Source organism: Daejeonella sp. (assembly GCF_017495225.1).
Lineage (GTDB): Bacteria > Bacteroidota > Bacteroidia > Sphingobacteriales > Sphingobacteriaceae > Daejeonella.
On record NZ_JAFEIG010000010.1, the window covers coordinates 1 to 21,239 of the forward strand.

The 21,239-nt window shown below is 31.9% G+C and carries 22 protein-coding genes; 21 read left to right on the top strand and 1 reads right to left on the bottom strand.

The window, feature by feature from the left end:
- Positions 1-341 precede the first annotated feature (341 nt).
- Positions 342-683 carry a single-stranded DNA-binding protein gene (gene ssb, locus QZ136_RS03950; protein WP_291400569.1) on the bottom strand — a complete coding sequence of 114 codons (342 nt, stop codon included), beginning with the start codon at positions 681-683 and terminating at the stop codon, positions 342-344.
- 403 nt (positions 684-1,086) lie between these two features.
- On the opposite strand from ssb, the gene QZ136_RS03955 reads away from it, so the two are divergent.
- The 21 genes from QZ136_RS03955 to QZ136_RS04055 all read left to right on the top strand — a co-directional run bounded on the left by QZ136_RS03955 (position 1,087) and on the right by QZ136_RS04055 (position 21,052).
- The gene (locus QZ136_RS03955; RefSeq protein WP_291400571.1) at positions 1,087-1,551 is read left to right on the top strand and encodes an STM3941 family protein; all 465 of its coding nucleotides are present in this window, start codon (positions 1,087-1,089) and stop codon (positions 1,549-1,551) included.
- A gap of 518 nt (positions 1,552-2,069) precedes the next feature.
- Positions 2,070-2,636 carry an NfeD family protein gene (locus QZ136_RS03960; RefSeq protein WP_291400573.1) on the top strand — a complete coding sequence of 189 codons (567 nt, stop codon included), beginning with the start codon at positions 2,070-2,072 and terminating at the stop codon, positions 2,634-2,636.
- A gap of 10 nt (positions 2,637-2,646) precedes the next feature.
- Positions 2,647-4,158 carry a flotillin family protein gene (locus QZ136_RS03965; protein ID WP_291400575.1) on the top strand — a complete coding sequence of 504 codons (1,512 nt, stop codon included), beginning with the start codon at positions 2,647-2,649 and terminating at the stop codon, positions 4,156-4,158.
- A gap of 211 nt (positions 4,159-4,369) precedes the next feature.
- A complete protein-coding gene (locus tag QZ136_RS03970; protein WP_291400577.1) occupies positions 4,370-4,555 on the top strand; it encodes a hypothetical protein in 186 nt (61 codons plus the stop codon).
- A gap of 191 nt (positions 4,556-4,746) precedes the next feature.
- On the top strand, positions 4,747-5,295 hold the full coding sequence (locus tag QZ136_RS03975; protein WP_291400579.1) for a hypothetical protein: 549 nt from the start codon (positions 4,747-4,749) through the stop codon (positions 5,293-5,295).
- 116 nt (positions 5,296-5,411) lie between these two features.
- Complete coding sequence (locus tag QZ136_RS03980; RefSeq protein WP_291400581.1) at positions 5,412-6,293, top strand: alpha/beta hydrolase; 882 nt, start codon at positions 5,412-5,414, stop codon at positions 6,291-6,293.
- Positions 6,294-6,624: 331 nt separating this feature from the next.
- Positions 6,625-7,857 carry an ATP-binding protein gene (locus QZ136_RS03985; RefSeq protein WP_291400582.1) on the top strand — a complete coding sequence of 411 codons (1,233 nt, stop codon included), beginning with the start codon at positions 6,625-6,627 and terminating at the stop codon, positions 7,855-7,857.
- Between the two features lie 61 nt (positions 7,858-7,918).
- The gene (locus QZ136_RS03990) at positions 7,919-8,365 is read left to right on the top strand and encodes a GNAT family N-acetyltransferase (protein ID WP_291400584.1); all 447 of its coding nucleotides are present in this window, start codon (positions 7,919-7,921) and stop codon (positions 8,363-8,365) included.
- A gap of 146 nt (positions 8,366-8,511) precedes the next feature.
- Positions 8,512-8,934 (top strand): PH domain-containing protein, encoded by a 423-nt coding sequence (locus QZ136_RS03995; protein WP_291400586.1) that lies wholly within the window; start codon positions 8,512-8,514, stop codon positions 8,932-8,934.
- 401 nt (positions 8,935-9,335) lie between these two features.
- Positions 9,336-10,292, top strand: a complete 957-nt coding sequence (locus tag QZ136_RS04000) for an L-threonylcarbamoyladenylate synthase (protein WP_291400589.1) — start codon at positions 9,336-9,338, stop codon at positions 10,290-10,292.
- A gap of 44 nt (positions 10,293-10,336) precedes the next feature.
- A complete protein-coding gene (gene bioD / locus QZ136_RS04005) occupies positions 10,337-10,963 on the top strand; it encodes a dethiobiotin synthase (protein WP_291400591.1) in 627 nt (208 codons plus the stop codon).
- Positions 10,964-11,223: 260 nt separating this feature from the next.
- Positions 11,224-11,574, top strand: coding sequence for a hypothetical protein (locus tag QZ136_RS04010; RefSeq protein WP_291400593.1), 351 nt, complete (start codon positions 11,224-11,226; stop codon positions 11,572-11,574).
- Positions 11,575-11,729: 155 nt separating this feature from the next.
- A complete protein-coding gene (locus tag QZ136_RS04015; protein ID WP_291400596.1) occupies positions 11,730-12,068 on the top strand; it encodes a type II toxin-antitoxin system RelE/ParE family toxin in 339 nt (112 codons plus the stop codon).
- Positions 12,069-12,082: 14 nt separating this feature from the next.
- Positions 12,083-12,397, top strand: coding sequence for a helix-turn-helix transcriptional regulator (locus QZ136_RS04020; RefSeq protein ID WP_291400598.1), 315 nt, complete (start codon positions 12,083-12,085; stop codon positions 12,395-12,397).
- A gap of 604 nt (positions 12,398-13,001) precedes the next feature.
- The gene (locus QZ136_RS04025; protein WP_291400600.1) at positions 13,002-13,268 is read left to right on the top strand and encodes a hypothetical protein; all 267 of its coding nucleotides are present in this window, start codon (positions 13,002-13,004) and stop codon (positions 13,266-13,268) included.
- 81 nt (positions 13,269-13,349) lie between these two features.
- On the top strand, positions 13,350-14,456 hold the full coding sequence (locus tag QZ136_RS04030; protein WP_291400602.1) for an ImmA/IrrE family metallo-endopeptidase: 1,107 nt from the start codon (positions 13,350-13,352) through the stop codon (positions 14,454-14,456).
- 454 nt (positions 14,457-14,910) lie between these two features.
- The gene (locus QZ136_RS04035; RefSeq protein WP_291400604.1) at positions 14,911-16,779 is read left to right on the top strand and encodes a PIN-like domain-containing protein; all 1,869 of its coding nucleotides are present in this window, start codon (positions 14,911-14,913) and stop codon (positions 16,777-16,779) included.
- Positions 16,780-17,024: 245 nt separating this feature from the next.
- Complete coding sequence (locus tag QZ136_RS04040; protein WP_291400606.1) at positions 17,025-17,699, top strand: hypothetical protein; 675 nt, start codon at positions 17,025-17,027, stop codon at positions 17,697-17,699.
- A gap of 169 nt (positions 17,700-17,868) precedes the next feature.
- Positions 17,869-20,322, top strand: coding sequence for a hypothetical protein (locus QZ136_RS04045; RefSeq protein ID WP_291400608.1), 2,454 nt, complete (start codon positions 17,869-17,871; stop codon positions 20,320-20,322).
- Positions 20,323-20,427: 105 nt separating this feature from the next.
- On the top strand, positions 20,428-20,718 hold the full coding sequence (locus QZ136_RS04050) for a nucleotidyltransferase family protein (protein ID WP_291400609.1): 291 nt from the start codon (positions 20,428-20,430) through the stop codon (positions 20,716-20,718).
- A 49-nt stretch (positions 20,719-20,767) separates the two neighbouring features.
- Positions 20,768-21,052 carry a HepT-like ribonuclease domain-containing protein gene (locus QZ136_RS04055; protein ID WP_291400611.1) on the top strand — a complete coding sequence of 95 codons (285 nt, stop codon included), beginning with the start codon at positions 20,768-20,770 and terminating at the stop codon, positions 21,050-21,052.
- Positions 21,053-21,239 lie beyond the last annotated feature (187 nt).

The following is a 21,239-nucleotide window of genomic DNA, read 5'->3' on the forward strand; positions in this document are numbered from 1 at the left end:
GACATTAGATATGAGACATTAGTACTAAGCTCAAACTAATCTCCGCCCAGCCTGACAACGGACAACGGACAACTGACAACTGACAACTGAGATGTGAGATGTGAGATATGAGACATCAGTACTATTCAAGCTCAAATATTCTCCGCCCAGCCTGACAACGGACAACTGACAACTGACAACTGACAACTGACAACTGATAACTAACAAAAAAACCTTGCAGTTCCCACATTCATAAAGAACATGAGAAACCGCAAGATTGAAAAAACCGCTATTGGTGTTGTTTCGAGAAAAACAAGCTTAGGTTCACCAAAAAATCACATTCCGATTCCTCAAACGGAAAATTAAACGGCGGCTTTCTTACCAAGCATCTGCAATTCAGACACTATAATTTCAGTGACATAACGCTTCACCCCTTCTTTATCGACGTATGAGCGACTGGTTAACTTCCCCTCTACCGTGATTTCGGAGCCTTTATGCAGATATGATTCTGCAATGCTCGCTAATCCATCCCACAACACGAGGTTATGCCACTGGGTATCCTCTACTTTTTCCCCTTTATCATTCTTGTACGATTCATTTGTGGCGATTGAAAATTTAGCTACTTTCTTTTTTTCGCTGATTTTTTTTACTTCGGGCTCTGTTATATGACCCAATAAGCGTACACTGTTTCTAAGATTACTCATCTTCTTACGTTTTAATTAAACAAAAATTCAGGTCACCTGCTGATGACAAAACGAAGGTGAGAAGAAAGCAAAATAATAACCGAAGGCTAAACGGATATATACGTTTATATCCGATTTACTGAACTAACAAAACATTTATTATGTCAAAAAACAAGAAAATCGGACATTTATGGTATGAAAGCTAGTAAACAAGGCAAATTTTTAGGATGTGATTACAAAAAGTATTTAACTAATTGAAAATCTATTTAATTACTTATAATTAATTATTTTTACTTTGGATATATAAATTATATCCGTTAAATGGGTTGTCAGACATATCCACCTAAACTAGGGTGGATTGGGATGATTTTGTGAGGGGGTATAAAGAAGTTATGCACCATATTAATTACAGACTTTAAAATTAATGACAGACGAAACACAAATATTAAAGCCCAAAGCGACTAAGACTATTTTACTTGGAATAGTTTGCCTTGCTTTTATTGTTGGTGGAATATTGATTGCGGAGGAGGAAAGCCTGAAAGGTTGGCTGATTGCATCATTTTTTGGATTAGGATTTATTGTTTTTATAATTCAATTAATTCCTGGATCAACACAACTGACCTTAACGAAGGAGGGATTTATTATGACAAGTTTGTTTCGAAGTCACTTTACCAAATGGTCGGACGTCAAAGTATTTAAAATTGGATACTTAGGAAGAAATAAGGCAGTTATGTTTGACTACGTTGACAACCACACAAAATATGAATTTGGAAAAATTGTTTCCAAATCACTTTCTGATAGTCACGGAGCCTTAGCAAGTAATTATGGATTGAAAGTGACAGAATTATTAAACCTACTGAATGATTGGAAAGATAAATACAGTGCATAACAGCAGCTACCCAAAATTGGCGGCTCAGCGGTTAAATCAAGCTTTGTGATTCTATCAAAATTTGTGCTTGCTTGACAGTGATTGCTTCGAAATCGCCACCTTCGCCATGCCCCAAACCATTAAACTCTGCCATTACACAGCCTGATTTTCTATCGTTGATCTATTCTTTTCGGAGATAGCTAGTTCAAGCTGTCTTAAATCAAAAGTTTATCAGATTTTTTTATGATGTTTCCTGAATAGCTTAAACATTTTCAAATTTTATTGGGAGGCTTAACTTGTAATAGATTCTTTTTTAAGCGATTACAGATTGCAAATTTGGAAATTTATTATTTTTTTATTATATTATATTTCTTATTAATATTTTTTATGTCTTTATGAGATAAAATAATATATTCGAGAATAAATAAAATGGGAACTAATTTCGGTAAGCTAAGCATAATTAGGGTGTATGAACCCAATTTTATCTAGGCTTAAAGCAGTTAGCGGTCATTAAAAAAAAGCTCATAAATTTTACAAGTATGGAAATATTAGAAAACTTAGACACATTACAGAAGACTTTTTGGTTTATAGCCATTCCGACAAGTTTATTTTTTATCATACAGACTATTATGACCTTTGTGGGTGCAGACTCATCAGACGGAATTGAAGCCGACTTTGACGGTGATTTAAGTGCAGCAGACGCTCCATTTCAACTTTTTTCGTTAAGAAACTTGATAAATTTTTTATTGGGTTTTAGCTGGACAGGTATCTCATTTTATACCACCATTTTAAACAAGCCATTACTAATCATTATTTCTTTAGCGATTGGAATTTTATTTGTGTATTTATTCTTTGTAATTATCAAACAAGTACAAAAATTAGCAGAGGATAATTCTTTTAAAATTTCCAATACACTAAACAAAACAGCAGAAGTTTATTTGACGATTCCAGAAAACAAAAAAGGAAAAGGCAAAATTATGATTAGCGTAAACGGTGCTTTTCACGAGTTAGATGCCATGACCGAAAACGTTAAAATAGAGTCAGGATCGGTAGTTAAAGTAGTAAAAATAGAAAACAATAATATCCTAATTGTAGAAATAATTTAATAAAATCAATATGACCCCAATAATTATCATTGTAGTTGCCGCAGTAGTTTTATTCGTAACCATTACAGCATTAATATCAAGGTATAAACGCTGTCCATCCGACAAAATCTTAGTCATTTATGGACGAACAGGTGGCACATCAGCTAAATGTATTCACGGTGGTGGTGCTTTTATTTGGCCAGTAATTCAAGACTTTGCCTTTTTGGATTTAAAGCCTTTATCAATTGAGGCTAACTTGACCAATGCACTAAGCCGACAAAACATCAGAGTGGATGTTCCTTGCCGTTTCACCATTGCTATTTCAACAGAAGCAGACAGTATGAATACAGCAGCTGAAAGGTTGTTAGGCTTGTCTTACGAGCAAATTCAAGAATTAGCAAAGGATATTTTATTCGGACAGTTACGTTTGGTAATTGCAACAATGACCATTGAAGAAATTAACTCTGACAGAGATAAATTCCTTGACAATATTTCAAAGAACGTGGATAGCGAGTTAAAGAAAATTGGTTTAAAATTAATTAACGTAAACGTTACCGACATTAAAGATGAATCGGGTTATATTGAAGCATTAGGAAAAGAAGCCGCAGCAAAAGCAATTAATGAAGCTAAAATTAGTGTTGCTGAACAAGAGAAAATTGGAGAGACTGGAAAGGCATTAGCTGATAGAGAAAAAGATACACAAATAGCAGAAACACATAGAGACAGAGATGTAAAAATTGCAATTACCCAAAAAGACCGAGAAATTAGTATCGCAACTGCTTCAAAAGATGAAACGATTGGTAAAGCAGAAGCACAAAGAGATACAAGGGTTAAGATTTCTGAAGCAAACGCTATCGCAATTAAGGGAGAAAACGAAGCAAAAATTGACATTGCAAATTCGGAAGCACTTCGTAGGGAAAAAGAAGCTGAATCTTTACGTATTGCAATAACTGCTGAAAAAGTTCAGCAAGCAAAAGCCTTAGAAGAATCTTACGTAGCCGAACAGAAAGCTGAATTAGCACGTTCAGAAAGAGAACGTTCAACGCAAATTGCAAACATTGTAGTTCCTGCTGAAATAGCAAAACAGAGAGCAATCATTGAAGCACAAGCAGCAGCAGAAACCATAAGAGAAAATGCAAAGGGTGAAGCAGACGCCATTTTTGCAAAAATGGAAGCAGAAGCAAAAGGTTTATTTGAAATACTTACAAAACAAGCAGAAGGTTATAAAGAAGTTGTTGCTGCTGCTGGTGGAGACCCAAGTAAAGCATTCCAATTACTTTTATTAGAAAAACTCCCTGAATTGGTAAAAACACAAGTTGATGCAGTTAAGAATATTAAAATTGATAAGATTACTGTTTGGGATTCGGGAAACGGACAAGGTGAAAACGGAAATTCCTCGACTGCCAATTTTGTTTCAGGAATGATGAAAACGGTGCCACCACTAAACGACTTATTTAATATGGCTGGACTAAATCTTCCTACCTATTTGAAAGGTGCAGAAGAGCAAGCAATAATCAAAAAAGAAGAGGACGAAAAAGAATAAATTAATGCTAATAGCAGCTACAAGAAATTTGCGGTTCAGTGCTTCGAATGGAAATCGCCAAATCTTGTAGCCGCTAAGCGTAATCTTCCCCATTTTTTGTGCCATTCAAATTCAAATCCGATTTGAAGGAAAGTTTCTAACAGAACAACTCGGCAAAAAACATGCTGACTATAAACAAACAGTAAAACGATTGATTTAACAAAAATAAAAAATGAACAAACTAAAACTTATAATGGTAATAAGTGGAATTGTAATTTCAACAATTTCAATCTTAACATTTATTAGGCTTAACAATGACCATAAAGAATGTTCAACCGAAACCACATTTTCAAAAAAAAATAATAGTGAAAAAATAAAAGTTGAAAAACATATTTGTAAAGAAAAATATAACTTTTAAAAGAGCACTAGTGCCAACAGCAGTTTGCAAAAATAGCAGGTTTAGGTCTTAATTAAAGCTGATCTTATACTTGCAAAGTTAGAATTTAACAGAAGGATTCCGCTTCCTTAAGCACTTCTACACCAATCCCCAAAAACATTAGCACTAATTTCGTCAAACAACCTAGAATTAATAATTTGAAAGCCTTAAAAGTGAGAAAACTAACATTAATTGGACTTTTTGTAAGCATAATTGCTTGTAATCAAAGCAAATCAACAGAAAATTTGAAATCAGAAAAGGATTATTCTCAAGAAATAATTAATTCAATGTTAAATAAAATGTATGTTGGTGACCTCGAATCTAAATATCCATTAAAAGATACACTGCTGTTTTCTAAAGAAATTGTTGAATTAAATAAAAAATGTGATTCACTAACTATATTAGATTCTGAACGAATTGCAACTAGTAAAAATCCATCTGATAAGCCTATACAAAGAGAGGGAAGTAATATTTCATCATTTTATGAAGGTGTTACTGATTTTAAAATTAAAGAAATTAAAGAGAATGGCGAGAATATCGAAGTATTGGTAACCTTATCAAACAAATTTTATAAGGACCAAAAGCCCTGGAATGAAAAAATTATATTTATAACTGAAGGAGGTCTCAAAATTGATAATATATTCTTTGACGAAAAAGTTAATATTGAATCAAGTTTGAAAAATAATTTAAAAAGATTTTCTCAAGAAAAATCAAATAATTAGTGTTTTCATGAAAACAACCATTAGCAACAGTCCTTTTGCAAATGTTGGGGTTTAGTGCTAAAAGTCCTATCCTTCACTAAAATAAAACACTTGGTGGAAATTTTACGGAAAACATTATGACTAAAAGCCTTACCTATTATTTGGTTTTATTTGTCCTTAAAATTAAAGGAATAAAAAATTTATTTAGTCAAGACCCAATAAATTATCAATTATTGAGGAAGGATGATATTCATATTCCGAAACAAAATTTTTTCCCAAAAAATAGTTTTACCTCATTTCAATTAATGGATTCAAGAATTACTGAAATAAAGGGTAATTCGAAAAAACTTATCATTTATATTCATGGTGGAGCATTTATTATTGGTCCGTCAAAACATCATTGGAATACCATTAAAACACTATCAAAATCAACAAATTATAACATTTGGCTCTGTGATTATCCCAAAGCTCCTGAAAATAAAATAACAACTATAAACGAAAATATTGACTTTGTATATGAAACAGCAGTAAAGGATAAACATATTGATGAGATTGTTTTAATTGGAGATTCGGCTGGTGCTACATTAATTTTGACTTTGATTCAAAGAAAAATTAAACTAAACATTTATTTACCCACTAAAATAATTCTAATTTCTCCTGTTTTAGATGCATCACTTGAAAATTCAGAAATTACTAAATTGGATAAATCTGACCCAATGTTAGCAATCAAAGGGCTTTTAAGTGCGCTAAGGATGTGTACAGAAGATGGGAATTTAAAAAACACGAGCATTTCTCCATTGTTTGGGACATTTGAAGGATTTCCAATTAGCTATCTTTTTATTGCAGAAAATGATGTTACATTTCCCGATCAATTAGTTTTATGCCATAAACTAAAAGAACTTGAAGTAGAACATTATGTAGAAATAGGAAAAGGAATGCCACATATTTGGCCATTATTACCTGTTATGGATGAATCAAGAAAATCTTTAAACAGAATAATTGAGATTTTGAACAAATAACTTTCACCAAGAACAGATTGATAGAATGGCGGTTTAAGTGCTTAAAGGCAGCTTAATTTATCTAAGAATCTTAGTGCTAAAATGAAACTCCCGTTTACAAAATCCTGCAATCATAAATATGCAAAATTTATCCCTCAGTGTAAAAGCCAACCGCACAAACAGCACATTTAGTTTTTGCCGACACTAAAGCCACAGTAATAAAAACAATAGAGCTATTTTTTAACAAATACACATACCGTTAGATGAAAACAATTAGTTGAAATTATTCTTAAAATTATCGAAACTTGTATTTATTGCAAATTTCGATAATTCTATTTTGTATATTTGACTAATGGAACATTTCACGAACCGAAAGGAATACATAAGCAAACTACTATCATATAAAGATAAAGACCTTATAAAAGTGGTTAGCGGTTTACGAAGGTCGGGTAAATCCACACTTTTGGAATTATATCGCGAAGCTCTGCTTAAACTTGGTGTAGGAAAAAGACAAATTCAATTTTACAATTTTGAATTGCCTGAAAATTTTGTCAACAAAAATTGGGATGATATTTACTTCGATATAAAAAAGAAACTACAGACAGATAAACACAACTATGTTTTTTTAGATGAAGTACAAAATATTCCTTTTTTTGAAAAATTGGTAGACGGACTTTTTGCCAGCAAAAATATAGACGTTTACATCACAGGCTCAAACGCATTTTTATTATCGGGAGAATTGGCTACTTTATTGAGCGGACGCTATATTGAGATTTCTATTTTGCCTTTTTCTTTCAAAGAATACTTAACAGCAAGAAGTATTGACACAAGCAATAAATATTTGAATTACGAAGCATTGTTTTTCGATTATGTAAATGAAACATCCCTACCAAAAGGTGTTGAATTGCGTGAAGAAGGTTACGATAAAATTTACGAATATTTGGAAGCTATTTACACTACAATTGTAGAAAAAGACATCACTCAACGATACCAAATAAACGACAAACGGGCTTTTGAAAACATCATAAAATTTGTAGCATCCAACATTGGAAGTGCACTTTCTCCAAACAATATTTCAACTACCTTAAAACAAGACGGGCAAAGCATACATCACTCTACCGTTGAAAAATATTTGGAATATTTAAGGGCAGGTTTTGTATTTTATAAAGTAAACCGCTTTGACCTAAAAGGTAGAAAACAATTGGCAACTCAGGAAAAATATTATTTGGTGGATATGGGATTGCTCAACATTTTGGTGGGCAAAGAACGCACCACCGACAGAGGTCATATTTTAGAAAATATTGTTTACTTGGAACTGCTTCGTAGAGGTAATAAAATCTGGACAGGCACTAGCCGAAACAGCGAGGTGGATTTTGTCTGTAAAACCAAAACAGGCGATATTGAATATTATCAAGTGGCTTGGCAACTAAGCGATGAAAAGACTGTAGAACGTGAGTTTGGAGCATTAGAAAAAATCAAAGACAACTATCCAAAATCAATACTCACCACAGATGGATTTACTCAAAATCGAGGTGGAGTGAAACATTTGAACGTATTTAATTGGTTGCTTGAAACAAATGAATAATAATAAGCAAGGCTACAACAACACAAGCACTTTAAAACTTTGAAATTAAACCTACATTTTTATGATTATAAGAGAAGCTAAAATTGAAGACATAAAACAAATTCAAATCGTAAGAAATTCTGTTACAGAAAATACTTTGTCAGATCCAAATTTGGTAACAGTCGCAGACTGTATAGAATTTATTTCAGTGAGAGGAAAAGGTTGGGTATGTGAAATTGATAATCAAATTGTGGGATTTGCTATTGCTGACTTAAAAGATAAAAATATTTGGGCTTTGTTTATAGATCCTAAATTTGAAAGAAAAGGAATTGGTCAAGTTTTACACAAGACTATGCTGGACTGGTATTTTATGCAAACCAAAGAAAATGTTTGGCTGGGAACAGATTTTAACACAAGAGCTGAAAAATTTTATAGAAAAGCTGGCTGGAAAGAAGTTGGGAAACATGGAGCAGAAGAAATTAAATTTGAAATGTCTTATATTGATTGGACAAATAGCCAGAGTAACTAAAAGTCGTTTTACAAAAGCAGAGATTTCATAATCTATGAAATAAACTGAAAGATTTAAAATTGTGCATCTAATGAAGTTTAGTATTGAAAACCTAAGCTTCGCAAAAGAGCAAAATATTGCCATTTATTTGACAAAAAATGAATGAAATGAAAATTTATAAAGCAAATAAAAAAGGATTTATCACTTATCTATTAATTGCTACTGTGATATTACCAATTGTTATTTTCATTCTTGATAAGAATACTTTAACGGAAAAAACCTATGTTCTTTTACCATTATTGAGTCCTTTGACTATCATATTTTGGATTTATTTTGATACATTTTACAAAATTGAAAATAAGGAGCTGATTTATCATTCTGGATTTATAAGAGGGAAAATTGAGATTTCAAGCATAAAAGAAATACAGAAAGGTAAAACTATGTGGAGCGGAATTAAACCAGCATTGGCAAGACATGGACTCATAATTAAGTTCAATAAATATGATGAGATTTATATTGCTCCCGAAAATAATAATGAACTAATCTCTGACTTATTAAAATTAAACTCTGAAATAAAAATAACAGAATAAAAGCTATTGAAAATAGCATAAATCAACAAAACTCCAAAAAGGCCTTTTAATAATTAAATCAAATATTTTGTAGCACATATACAGGATTTAACACCTAAATTAATAATCACAAAAACCCCATCATCGCCTTTCAAACATAGCATAAAGAATTGATAATAAGCACTATATGCACATCTATTGAGGTTTATTGCTGCATTACAAAGTATAACAACCATCGTCTTAAAAAGGCTTTAAGCAACAAAATTGCTTAAATTTATTGGATGAAATATAAATTGAGAATTCTAATTTGAATGGTACAAAAATGGCTAAACTTGCAATTTGTAAATGGAATTCAATTTATGATGATTGTAAATTTGATGAAAATAAAAAGCTAAACCTTTGAAAATTATACAACAAAAACGATGATTTCAGATAACATAGATAAAGCAGTAGAAATTTTAAATAATAATGATTTAGTAGCTATCCCTACAGAAACGGTGTATGGCTTAGCCGGTAATATTTACTGCGAAGAAGCTGTTTCCAAAATTTTTGAAATTAAAAATCGGCCGTTTTTTAACCCCTTAATTGTTCACATTCACTCAATCAAACAATTAGATGAATTAACCAATTATATACCCCCTAAGGCTCAATTGTTAGCCGATGCTTTTTGGCCGGGTGCTTTGACTTTAGTCTTAAAAAAGAATTCTAAGGTGCCCAATATAATTACCGCCGGCAAAGATACAGTAGCTATAAGAATGCCTAATCACCCAACAACATTAGCATTATTAGAACAATTAAACTTTCCCTTAGCAGCACCGAGCGCAAATCCTTTTGGCTGTATTAGTCCCACAAAAGCAATTCACGTTGAAGAGTATTTTGGCAATAGTCTGCAAATGGTTTTAGAAGGAGGCGATTGCAAAAATGGGATTGAATCAACCATTATCGGTTTTGAAAGCGATATGCCTGTTTTATATAGATTGGGGGCAATATCTATTGAAGATATAGAAAAAGCTATCGGAACAGTTAAAATAATTAACACAAGAGAAAATATTGCACCTGATGCTCCCGGAATGCTTGAAAAGCACTACGCACCATTAACAAGTACTTATTTAGAATCTGATATAGAAGCAGCTATAAAATCATTCTCAAATAAAAAAATTGGCCTTTTATTACTCTCAAAAAAAATTAACAACCCGCAAATTGTACATCAAGAAATATTAACCGAACATGGTGATTTACAAGAGGCGGCAACTAATCTGTATGCTGCTTTACATGTTCTAGATAAATTAAATTTAGACGTGATTATAGCCGAACGATTGCCTGATATTGGATTAGGGAAATCAATAAATGATAGGTTGGAAAGAGCTACAAAAAAATAATTCTTAACATTAAATTATAATTGATATTACAAAAGACTATTGGGATGAAAACAATTTTTATTACTGGAAATGGAACCGACATCGGAAAGACAATAATATCAGCAATTATCACAGAGCATTTGGAAGCAGATTATTGGAAACCTGTTCAATCTGGCGAACTTGATAATACAGATACTATGAAAGTGAAAAGCTTAGTTTCTAATTCTAAAACTGTTTTTCATCCCGAACAATTTAAATTAGTACAACCATTATCGCCTCATGCTTCGGCAGAAATTGATGGTGTTGAAATCGAATTGGAAGATTTTAAATTACCGAGTACCACTAATCATTTAGTGATTGAGGGTGCCGGTGGTTTAATGGTCCCGCTGAATAACAAAGTACTTATTGCCGACCTAATAACACATTTTAAATCAAGTGTAATTGTAGTATCACGAAATTATTTAGGCAGTATAAACCATACGCTCCTAACAATTCAAGAGTTAAGAAATAGAAATATTCCAATAATAGGAATTGTGTTTAATGGAGAACATAATCCACAAACCGAAAATTTTATACTCCAATACACACAACTTCCTTTGTTATTTAGGGTAGAAATGGAAGAGCAAATAGATAAACAGACCATCTTAAAATATTCAAGACATATTATTCGCTATAAAAAAGACATATTTTGATCTTTCATGGGAGAAAAGCCATAATTCCTAAAAACACCAAAAGAACATGTGATTGCACCTATTCTTAAAAGGGATTAGGTGTATCCTTATATTGATGAAACATTCAATAAAGATAATTAACATTTGCAGGAGAAAGCTGCTTGATTTCCCAAATCCCCACCTTCTCAAAGCCTCAAATTTACCGTAAACTAAACGGATAGATACGGTAATATCCGTTTTGCAGGACTAATTGTAGATTCATGCTATCAAAAAGCATTGAAATGGAAAAATTATGTTTAGACTGTGGTGAAACCTTGAGAGGGCGTAGCGACAAGAAATTTTGCGATGATCAATGTCGCAGCAATTATAATAATCGCATGAAGGCTGGTCAGCAATGCTGCATAAGGCCAGTAAACAATATTTTACGGAAAAACCATAGCGTGCTTTCTAAAATATGTACCGGCGAGAAAGTACGCATCAAAAAGGAAGTCCTACTCCTCAATGGCTTCAACCCCGATTATCACACCCACCTGCACCAAACACAATCGGGTAATACCTATTTTTTCTGCTATGATTATGGAGTGCTAAAGCTAAATGCTGAGGTGTATTTAGTGGTGAAACGGTGGGCTTAGAACCAAATACGCAATTCAAAATCTAATCAATCAGAAACAATAATCCATTTAAGGTTAAAAAGAAGCTTTGAATTAGCCAAAATAAAAAATAAGTATTTAAAACAATTAAAAGTTTCGTTTTAAAGAAACTTTTAGTAAATTAGCAAAGAATAAAAATGATTAAACTATTCGAAATCATATTTTTAGATGAAGCTTTTGAATTTTTAAAAGGGTTAGAACGAAAACATTATGAAAAAATCCTTTACAATATCCGCAAAGCTCAAACTGAAAATGATTCTGACTTATTCAAAAAATTGACAAATGATATTTGGGAATTTAGGACTTTGTATCAAGGAAATCAATATAGACTTTTAGCATTCTGGGACAAAAACTCTCCAACACAAACATTAGTTATATCTACACATGGATTTATAAAAAAGCGAAGTAAAGTCCCAGAAAACGAAATAGAGAAAGCAATTAAACTACGAACAAAATATTTCGAATTAAATCAATAAATAAACAAGAAAAAATGAAAACATACACATTAGATCAAGTTCAAGATGAGCTTATTGGTAAAATCGGGTCTGTGGAAAGAAATCTTTTTGAGTATGAACTTCAAATGGATTTAATTGGAAAAGCAATTAAACAGACTCGAAAAGAACGTAATTTAACACAAGAAGAATTAGGAAAACTTATTGGCGTACAAAAAGCTCAAATTTCAAGACTTGAAAATAACGCCAGTAATGTTACTATGGAAACTTTACTGAGAGTTTTTACCGCCTTGAAAGCCAAAGTAAAATTTCAAGTAGAACTATCAAACCTCAATATAAATATTTGGCATTAATTATAGTATTGAAAATCGTAAATGCGACATCCAGCCTTCTATATTATTTCAAATTTTTGAGTTTGGGCTTGGGAAAATGATATTTTAACGATTGGCTAATTAAATGCTAAATCCATGAGTATAAAAATTTGAGTTTTTAAGTTTTTAAGCCACATATCATTGAATCCTTCTCCTCCCTATTTATCTACAATCCATTGCCTTATAAATCCATTAATTTCTATTTTTTTTGACAACAAAGACACCCATTTCTTAAATTAGAATCCCCTCCCCAATTTAAAACACAGCCAGAACTTTAAAAAATTGCCTCTAATCTCCTGAAAAACAGCGTTTTCGATTAGTGCTGCTTTAATTTATTTAAAAGATAAATAATTTCCATTTTTAAATAATTAATAGAATTTTTCAACAATTAAATAAAGAAACACAATTTTAAAATTAATTAATTTAATTTTAAATAAAATATCAATATATGGTTTAGAGACGAATTATTTAGAAAATCGAGCATTTAAATGGGCCAATTGAAATAAGATATTTTAATAAACATATTTAAATTATAAATAAATAGTTAACAGTTAGTGTAAATTAAAATAAAAATAATACTTTTGCAGTGGATATAAAATTTGGAGATAAGAAGTTAAGAAAATTAGCTCTAGACGTGAGAAAGTGTGTGCAAGAAATGGGCAAAAGAAGAGCTGATCTCTTTTTGAGAAGATTAACTGATTTGCGAGATGCCGAAACACTAGAAGATGTGAGATATCTTCCGGGACATTACCACGAGCTTAAAAACACACGTAAAGGTTCAGTGGTCATGCGACCTCGACCAACCTTATCGCCTTATTTTTATACCACAAGAAAATCCTATACCCTCCAATGATGATGGGCAATATATTTGGTTGCAAATTGAAGGTGTAGAGATTATTGAAATAGTTGATTACCATAAAATAAAATAGCAATCATGGCAAGTATAAATGAATTTTATACAGAAATCGCATTCCATCCAGGGGAAACCCTAGCAGAGAAATTGGAAGAGCTAAAAATGGGTCCCAAAGAATTTGCAATACGTACAGGCAAACCCGAAAAAACAATTATTGCCATCCTCAAAGGCACTAGTTCAATCACACCTGAAATGGCGGTCCTTTTTGAAAGTGTTTTAAAAATACCAGCTAATTTTTGGATTAAAAGGCAATTCAATTTTGATGAATATAAAGCCAGAGAAAAAAGAGCTAAAGCATTTGAAGAAGCAAAGGATTGGGCTAAAAATTTCCCCTTTACCGATATGGTGAAGTGTGGATGGCTAAACTCAAAAACCAAGGCAGAAGAAAAAGTGGCTGAACTATTTTACTTTTTTGGACTAAGCTCGCCCGATGCTTGGAAAGATTATTTTTTCAATCAACAGTTAAAAGTAGCATTCCGTATTTCATTAGCACATACAAAAGAGCCTTACGCAATTTCTGCATGGATAAGACAAGGTGAAATACAAGCCAAACAAATACAATGTGGAGAATATTCAGAAGCTCAATTCAAAAAAGCATTAATAAGAATTAAAAACATCATGGCTACGCAAGCCAATAATTTCTTTGAACAATTGCAAGAAATATGTTTGACTTGTGGCGTTAAAGTGGTTTATACTCCCTGCATTAAAAAAGCACCTTTGAGTGGGGCAACACGTTGGATAGACGATAATCCCCTAATACAATTAACAGGAAGGTACAAGCAAAACGACCGCTTTTGGTTTACCTTTTTCCATGAAGCAGGGCATATTTTATTACATGGAAAAAAGGATATTTTTTTGGAAGATATTGACTATTCTGATGCAGACCTACAAAAAGAAGCCGAGGCGAATGATTTTGCAATAGAATGGACTTTTTCAAAAGAACAAGAAGAAGAAGTATTACATGCTCTTCCATTAAGTACTGAAGGAATTCTGACTTTTGCCAAAAAGTTCAATACTCATCCCGCAATGATTATCGGTCGTTTACAGAAAAAAGAATTACTACCCTACGCAAATGGAAGAGATTTTTTTGTGAGATTAGATTTCGGTGAGATTTTTTTTGAAGAATAGCTAAATCAAAACAAATAGAAGAAGTTAACGATTTTATATCCCCCTAAATACCCAATATAAATTTCATCCAATCTAATATCTACAATCCATTGCCTTATAAATCCATTAATTTCTATTTTTTTGACAACAAAGACACCCATTTCTTAAAATAGAATCCCCTCCCCAATTTAAAACACAGCCAGAACTTTAAAAAATTGCCTCTAATCTCCTGAAAAACAGCGTTTTCGAAAATTGTCATTTATATTTATTAAAAAGATAAATAATTTCTATTGAATTACTTTAAATGGTATTTTTCAACATTTTGGTAGAGTAAACTAATTAAATAATTAATTATTTATAGTTTAGCGACAATAAAATTAAAACCAAAATTGAACTTAGTCAAAAAAAGTAAATTGAGTTTATTGGCCTCTTAATTATATTTTTTAGCCAATTTTAAAGAAACAACAATATAAAAATGAAATTTCCCTTAGCTGTAATTGACAAGACTGAATACCTAAAAAAAATTTCAGCTTTACTTGAGGATGATGAATGCCAGATATTTATTGACACGAATATTTTTGGTCTATTCTTCAGAGTTTATTCTTCTGCTCGGAAAGAATTTTTCGATTGGATTGTGCCATTAATTGAAAAAAAGAGAGTTAACACACCCCTTTGGGCAAGTAATGAATATTCAAATAGGTTTATCCGAAATCAAATTGACGATTATTTTAGCCCATTAAAAAAGGTAAACACTACCCAAAAAGAATTTAAAGAAATCAGTTCATTTCTAAAAATGAATATTGATTCTAAGAGCCTGTATGGTACTACTTATAATAATGTAGAAGAATACCAAAATGATTTAAAAGAAATAGAAGAGAAGTTAAAAAAGGTATCAGGAGCAGGAAAAGCAAATGCCAAAGACGAAACCTATAAATATATCGTACATGCAGAAATTCAAAATGTTTTTGAAAAGACAATAATTCAAAGTGATTTGAATAGTATTTTGAAGTATATCTCTGAATATGGGCAAGTCAGATATAATCATAAATTACCTCCAGGATTTGAAGATGAGAAAAAGGAATTGAACTTATTCGGGGATTTGATAATTTGGTTGGAAATTTTAGAATTCTGCAAGGCGACTAATTCTAAAAAGGCAATTCTAATTACAAATGATAACAAAAAAGATTGGGTGTATGCACCAAACAAGATTTTGGATAATTCAAAATTCTTACCTAATAATGACCCTCAATTTAAAGTAGTTGACCCTCGACTTACTTTTGAGTTTAAAAATATTACTACCTCTGAGGAATTTCATATTATCAACTTTGAGTCCCTAACTCAAATTCTTATAAATAAATCACAAGTTGGTTTTATTGAACTTGCAAAAGCTCTACAAATTGCCAGTTTGCAAGAAACCAAGGTTTCAGAGGATATTGAAACAAATAATGAAGAAGTAATACTTGATGAAGATATTACAAAGGACAAAATTGAAATTGCTGAAAGTGTTGAAAAATCTAAAAATGAAATTTATTCAGAATACGCATTAGCCGACTTTTATTTTCCTACAAATGATTCAAGTATTGCTTCAGAAACAATAGAAAATCTTAAATCATATAATTGGTACGTTCAAAATCCAGCACTTGAAAAATTCTTAAAGGTTGATTTGTCTGAAACTAAAGAAAATCAAAACAACAAAGATAAATTATTCGTGATTGGTAGGAATATTTATCAATCAGCTTGTGGTGGTTCTGGCACCGCAATTGATATAATTGAAAATCTTAGAAAAACATTTACTAAGTACAAAGACTTTGTTATAAATCATTTATATTCAGGAATGCTCTATGAAATTTATTTTAATTCACATAACAAATTCAGAGAGAACAATTTCAAGTCAACGTTCATTAACCAAATTTTTGACCTACAGGACAATATGAGGCTAAAGGACTCAATTGAATTTATTATTGAAAAGCTACAACCTTTTAAGGACAAACTAGTGGTTCTACCTTCACAAGAGCCAAAAACAATTGAAATTCAAATAGGCTATGAAGAAAAAGAAGACACGAATTTAGATTTCCTTGGTATCGATAATAAATTTCATTCAATAAGCGACATTTCAATTAACGGACATTCAATCATTACAAATAAAGAAGAAGAAGCAATAGAACGTTATTATACTATTAATGGCAGTCAAGAGGACGTTGTAGAACTATTAAGTGTTACCTATTTAATACCGACCAAACAAATGAATCTGACCCTAAATCCTAAATCTGTCGAACAAATTATTTTGAAACTTGAAGAACCAAAAAAATTAAAAAAACTCGCTATAACAGGGGTTTTGCGTTAGTGGGTGGACAGTGCGAATAGGAGCATTTGAGCAATTAATAAAAGTGGGCGCTGGCAAACAGTATAGTGTTTCAAAAGCCCACCAACTCAAAGTCCCAAACAATTGATCTACAAAATTGAAGTTTAATATCTCCCTTAAGAAATGTTGCCAAAATAAATGAGTAGAAATTAGCAAAAAATTAAAAGCTCAATCCAAACCATCAATCTCATTCCAAATCATAATTAGCCATCAAACCTCCTCCCCCAATGGGTTACCACATAATAAATATCTTCGGTTCTGAAATTGAACATCAATACGTTAAAAATGAACTCGATATCGCATATCTAGATAATATAAGCGAAAACACAATTATATATCAAGGTAATGAAGAATGGAAACCTATAAGACTTGGTAATGACCCAAATTTTAAAAACTATGCTGAAGATTGGTTTCGAGCGGGTTTAAAAGCTCAAGAATTGTTTAAAAAACATGCAAAAGATCATAAGCTAATACTTGAAGAGTTAAATCAAGATATTAAAAGTTTTGAGCAGTATAATTTAGAAAACAAAAAAGATAAACTCAAAAGAGGCGATTTTTTAATTAGAAATTATGGAAACCTAGAAATAGATATTAAATGCCGTTCATTCTACCAAAATACCAACGATGATCTTGTATTTAATTTCAAATATGCCGATTATAAGAAGCATCTAAATATGCAAAAAGAGACTCAAACACCTATTTTAATTGCTGTTTATAAACGCGATGGAGATAAAGTTATTGATGATACTCCCTACTTTTTCTCACTCGAAAATTTGGATAAAAATAAACTTAATGTAGTTGATATTAAGGCCTTTAACACTGGAAAATGTTTTCAAATTCCATTAAAAAAAACTGTTCAAAATTTTGATTTTATTAAAAATTATATTTCAAATAGATCATAAATTATATTTTTATAAAAATAAAATATCTTATAACTTAATAATCAGACACTTAACTAATATTATTTTCCTAAAAAACACAATGCCTCTCCACTTATCAACAATTTTATTATTTACAATTAATTATTTTTAGTTTCGCTTCATAATTTATCGATTTCGATTCTAAAAATTAATGAAGTACAAAAATATCCGAGAAGAAGAGCTTAAAAATAAAGTCGGGGCCGAGTGGTTTAAACAATTCGATACCACCGAAATTTTAGGCAATATCGACTTCACCGTTTTCCCTAAACAAGATAATCTCTTCGGCAGAACTCCCCTACTTTGGGCCGAGGCCAAGACTGGTAATTTTGATATTCCTACCATGTTTGTCCAGCTCATACTAACCCTCGGTAAAGCGCGTACATTCGATAAAACCATGCCCCCAGCCTTTTTAGGGGCATTCGACTATAAAAAAATTGCTTTTGTCCCCTATATAAATATCTCCGATATTTTTTACCTGAACGATTTCAACTGGAATGTAACACCCAGCAATCACGATACCAAAGAGTTTCAGCTCATTAAAAATCGTATTGAAACCATTCTTGCCGAAAATACTTCCGTTTACGATTATGAAAAGGATGAGAAGGAACTGATTGCCTATATCAAAAACAATATCGCTAAGGCCACTACAGCCAATAAATTAAAGATTGATAAGAATAATTTCATTCCCATTTATTTACGCTGGCTCGAACTAGTGAAACCCAATATTGATGTGGATTGGGATACCCTCAAAAAGGCCAATATTTTGGATAGCGACTTTTACCTCGCCGACCTTTTTGTGGACGATAAAGACACGCAAAACATTGATGATGACCTCTCTATACGCGATAGCCTCTTTGTAGTTTTCAAAAATCAAGGTTATAAAATTGCCAAAGAAAACATCAAGCAAATGTTTGATGCGACCATCAATTTAAAGAACAAGGAAAGCTATTTACAGTTCTGGAAACGCTATAAACGCCCGCCACTTAAAGAATTTCAAGATTATATCATCGAGCGAAGAGATTTATTAGTCCCGCAAGATATCAGAGAACGCAAAGGCGCCTTTTTTACGCCTCGTATTTGGGTAGAATTATCTCAAAAATACCTAACCGACTACCTGGGCGAAAACTGGCAAGACGAATATTATATCTGGGATTGCGCTGCAGGCACTGGGAACCTCTTAGCGGGCTTAACTAATAAATACCATATTTACGCCAGTACGCTCGACCAAGCTGACGTAAGCGTGATTCACGAACGCATTGATCATGGAGCCAACTTGCTCAAAAACAATGTCTTTCAATTTGATTTCTTGAATGATGAGTTTATTCCCATTTCTAAAGGTGGGAAATTACCCGATAGCTTATTTGAAATCATCAATAATGAGGAAAAACGGAAGAAGTTGGTGGTTTATATTAATCCGCCGTATGCGGAGGCTACTTCTTCAAAAACAGTTACTGGTACTGGTGAAAACAAGAGCGGTGTGACAACAAATTTTAAAATAAACGAGCTGTTAAAACCTAAAATCGGGAATGCTTCAAATGAAATATTTGCTTTATTTATGGCAAATATTTATGAAAAAATACCTGGTTGTACCTTAGGTCAATTTTCTAAGTTAAAATTTGTAAATGGTTCCAATTTCAAAAAATTTAAAGATTACTTTTTAGCAGATTATGTAAGCGGTTTCATCGTTCCTGCTGAAACTTTTGATAATGTCTCAGGTAAATTTCCTATAGGATTTACAATTTGGAATACTTCAAAAAAATCAAAAATTGATGTAATATCAACTGATGTTTTTGATAAAAATGGAAATTTCAATATGAATAAAAACTTTTATGGCGATTTACCAAATAGTTTAAATAAATGGTTTATAAAATTTCAATCTAAGTCTAAAGAAAAAATTGGTTTATTATCAAATTATCCGCCTGACTTTCAAAATCAAGCCAAAGTTTTTATTAAAATAAATCAAATGGCTCGTGGTGGTGCAATTAACATTGTTGCCAATAATATAATCCCAATATCTATCTATTTTTCTGTTCGACACTGCATTGAAGCAACCTGGCTTAATGATAGAGACCAATTCCAGTTCCCAAATGACGGATGGAAAACAGACTGTGAATTTCGATCTGATTGTTTAGCTTTAACACTTTTCCACGGTCAAAACAGAATTACAAATTCTGAAGGCACAAACCACTGGATTCCCTTCACCGAGTACGAAGTCAATGCACAGGACAAATTTGCCAGCAATTTTATGACTGATTTCATTCAGGGTAAATTGAAGAAGGAGTCCATTGCTACAACTACACTATTCGATGCAGAAATGGTAATGAATCAGGATGGTCCTTTACAATTTTCGCCCGAGGCCACAGCTGTATTTGATGCCGGCAGAGAATTATGGAAATACTATCATGCCCAAAAAGGTGTGAATGTAAATGCCAGTTTATATGATATTAGAGAGCATTTCCAAGGCAGGAATGATAAAGGCCGGATGAATGCTCGAAGCGAAGACGCGCATTATACGAGCTTAATAGGCAATTTAAGGAGTCAATTAGCTATTTTGGCAGATAAAATAAAGCCAAAAGTGTATGAGTATGAGTTTTTGAAGGAGTAATTCAAGGAATACTGTTATTAAAAAGCAATTAGATTTGCAGAAAAAATAGAAATTGAATTAATTTTAAGCATTTGCATCAAAGACAATCTTTGCATAAATTTGAATATGCTAAAATTGTTAGACATAAAAAATACCCTTCTTACTCATAAGCAAAGACTTAGCTCTAAATATGGGCTGAGCAACTTGGCTATTTTTGGGTCTTATGCCAGAAATCAGCAGACTGAAGAAAGTGATTTAGACATTTTAGTCGAATTTAACAGACCAATAGGACTAGAGTTTGTCGATTTAGCAGATGAACTCGAAAATATTCTACATTTGAAAGTAGATTTAGTGTCTAAAAAAGGTCTTAAAGAGCGTCACTTAAAATCAATTGAAAAAGAGCTTCAATATGTCTAAAAGAGAACCATTTCTTTTATTGGAAGATATAATTTAATCCATTCAAAAAATCAAGATTTATACAAAAGACTTATCACTCGATGAGTTTTTGAAGGATGATAAAACAATTGACGCTGTTATTCGAAATTTTGAGATTATTGGCGAAGCTGCAAACAGAATTCCCGATTCTATCAGAGACAAATTTCCAATGGTAAACTGGCATCGGATTAGAGGATTTAGAAATAGAATAGTTCATGACTATATGGGCATTGATTTTGAAATTGTTTGGGAAATTATCGACAAAGATTTAGATGTTTTACAGAGAAACATCGAACAAGTTCGAGATTCAATTTAAGCCAATTAACCTTAATTAACCTTAATGTCTTAATGTTTATAAAAAAACCATTAAGGGATTAAGAAATTAAGAAAATTAAGACCTTTAACACGCTTTGTCCTTAATTAACCTTAATGTCTTAATGTTTATAAAAAAACCATTAAGGGATTAAGAAATTAAGAAAATTAAGACCTTTAACACGCTTTGT

Excerpts from the sequence above, each read along its gene's own strand:
- QZ136_RS04030 (WP_291400602.1), top strand. The coding sequence starts at position 13,350 with ATGGCAAGTATAAATGAATTTTATACAGAAATCGCATTCCATCCAGGG.
- QZ136_RS03960 (WP_291400573.1), top strand. The coding sequence starts at position 2,070 with ATGGAAATATTAGAAAACTTAGACACATTACAGAAGACTTTTTGGTTT.
- QZ136_RS04045 (WP_291400608.1), top strand. The coding sequence starts at position 17,869 with ATGAAGTACAAAAATATCCGAGAAGAAGAGCTTAAAAATAAAGTCGGG.
- QZ136_RS04015 (WP_291400596.1), top strand. The coding sequence starts at position 11,730 with ATGATTAAACTATTCGAAATCATATTTTTAGATGAAGCTTTTGAATTT.
- QZ136_RS04040 (WP_291400606.1), top strand. The coding sequence starts at position 17,025 with ATGGGTTACCACATAATAAATATCTTCGGTTCTGAAATTGAACATCAA.
- QZ136_RS03980 (WP_291400581.1), top strand. The coding sequence starts at position 5,412 with ATGACTAAAAGCCTTACCTATTATTTGGTTTTATTTGTCCTTAAAATT.
- QZ136_RS03970 (WP_291400577.1), top strand. The coding sequence starts at position 4,370 with ATGAACAAACTAAAACTTATAATGGTAATAAGTGGAATTGTAATTTCA.
- QZ136_RS03990 (WP_291400584.1), top strand. The coding sequence starts at position 7,919 with ATGATTATAAGAGAAGCTAAAATTGAAGACATAAAACAAATTCAAATC.
- QZ136_RS04035 (WP_291400604.1), top strand. The coding sequence starts at position 14,911 with ATGAAATTTCCCTTAGCTGTAATTGACAAGACTGAATACCTAAAAAAA.
- QZ136_RS04000 (WP_291400589.1), top strand. The coding sequence starts at position 9,336 with ATGATTTCAGATAACATAGATAAAGCAGTAGAAATTTTAAATAATAAT.
- QZ136_RS04050 (WP_291400609.1), top strand. The coding sequence starts at position 20,428 with ATGCTAAAATTGTTAGACATAAAAAATACCCTTCTTACTCATAAGCAA.
- QZ136_RS03995 (WP_291400586.1), top strand. The coding sequence starts at position 8,512 with ATGAAAATTTATAAAGCAAATAAAAAAGGATTTATCACTTATCTATTA.
- bioD (WP_291400591.1), top strand. The coding sequence starts at position 10,337 with ATGAAAACAATTTTTATTACTGGAAATGGAACCGACATCGGAAAGACA.
- QZ136_RS04010 (WP_291400593.1), top strand. The coding sequence starts at position 11,224 with ATGGAAAAATTATGTTTAGACTGTGGTGAAACCTTGAGAGGGCGTAGC.
- QZ136_RS03965 (WP_291400575.1), top strand. The coding sequence starts at position 2,647 with ATGACCCCAATAATTATCATTGTAGTTGCCGCAGTAGTTTTATTCGTA.
- ssb (WP_291400569.1), bottom strand. The coding sequence starts at position 683 with ATGAGTAATCTTAGAAACAGTGTACGCTTATTGGGTCATATAACAGAG.
- QZ136_RS03985 (WP_291400582.1), top strand. The coding sequence starts at position 6,625 with ATGGAACATTTCACGAACCGAAAGGAATACATAAGCAAACTACTATCA.
- QZ136_RS04020 (WP_291400598.1), top strand. The coding sequence starts at position 12,083 with ATGAAAACATACACATTAGATCAAGTTCAAGATGAGCTTATTGGTAAA.
- QZ136_RS03955 (WP_291400571.1), top strand. The coding sequence starts at position 1,087 with ATGACAGACGAAACACAAATATTAAAGCCCAAAGCGACTAAGACTATT.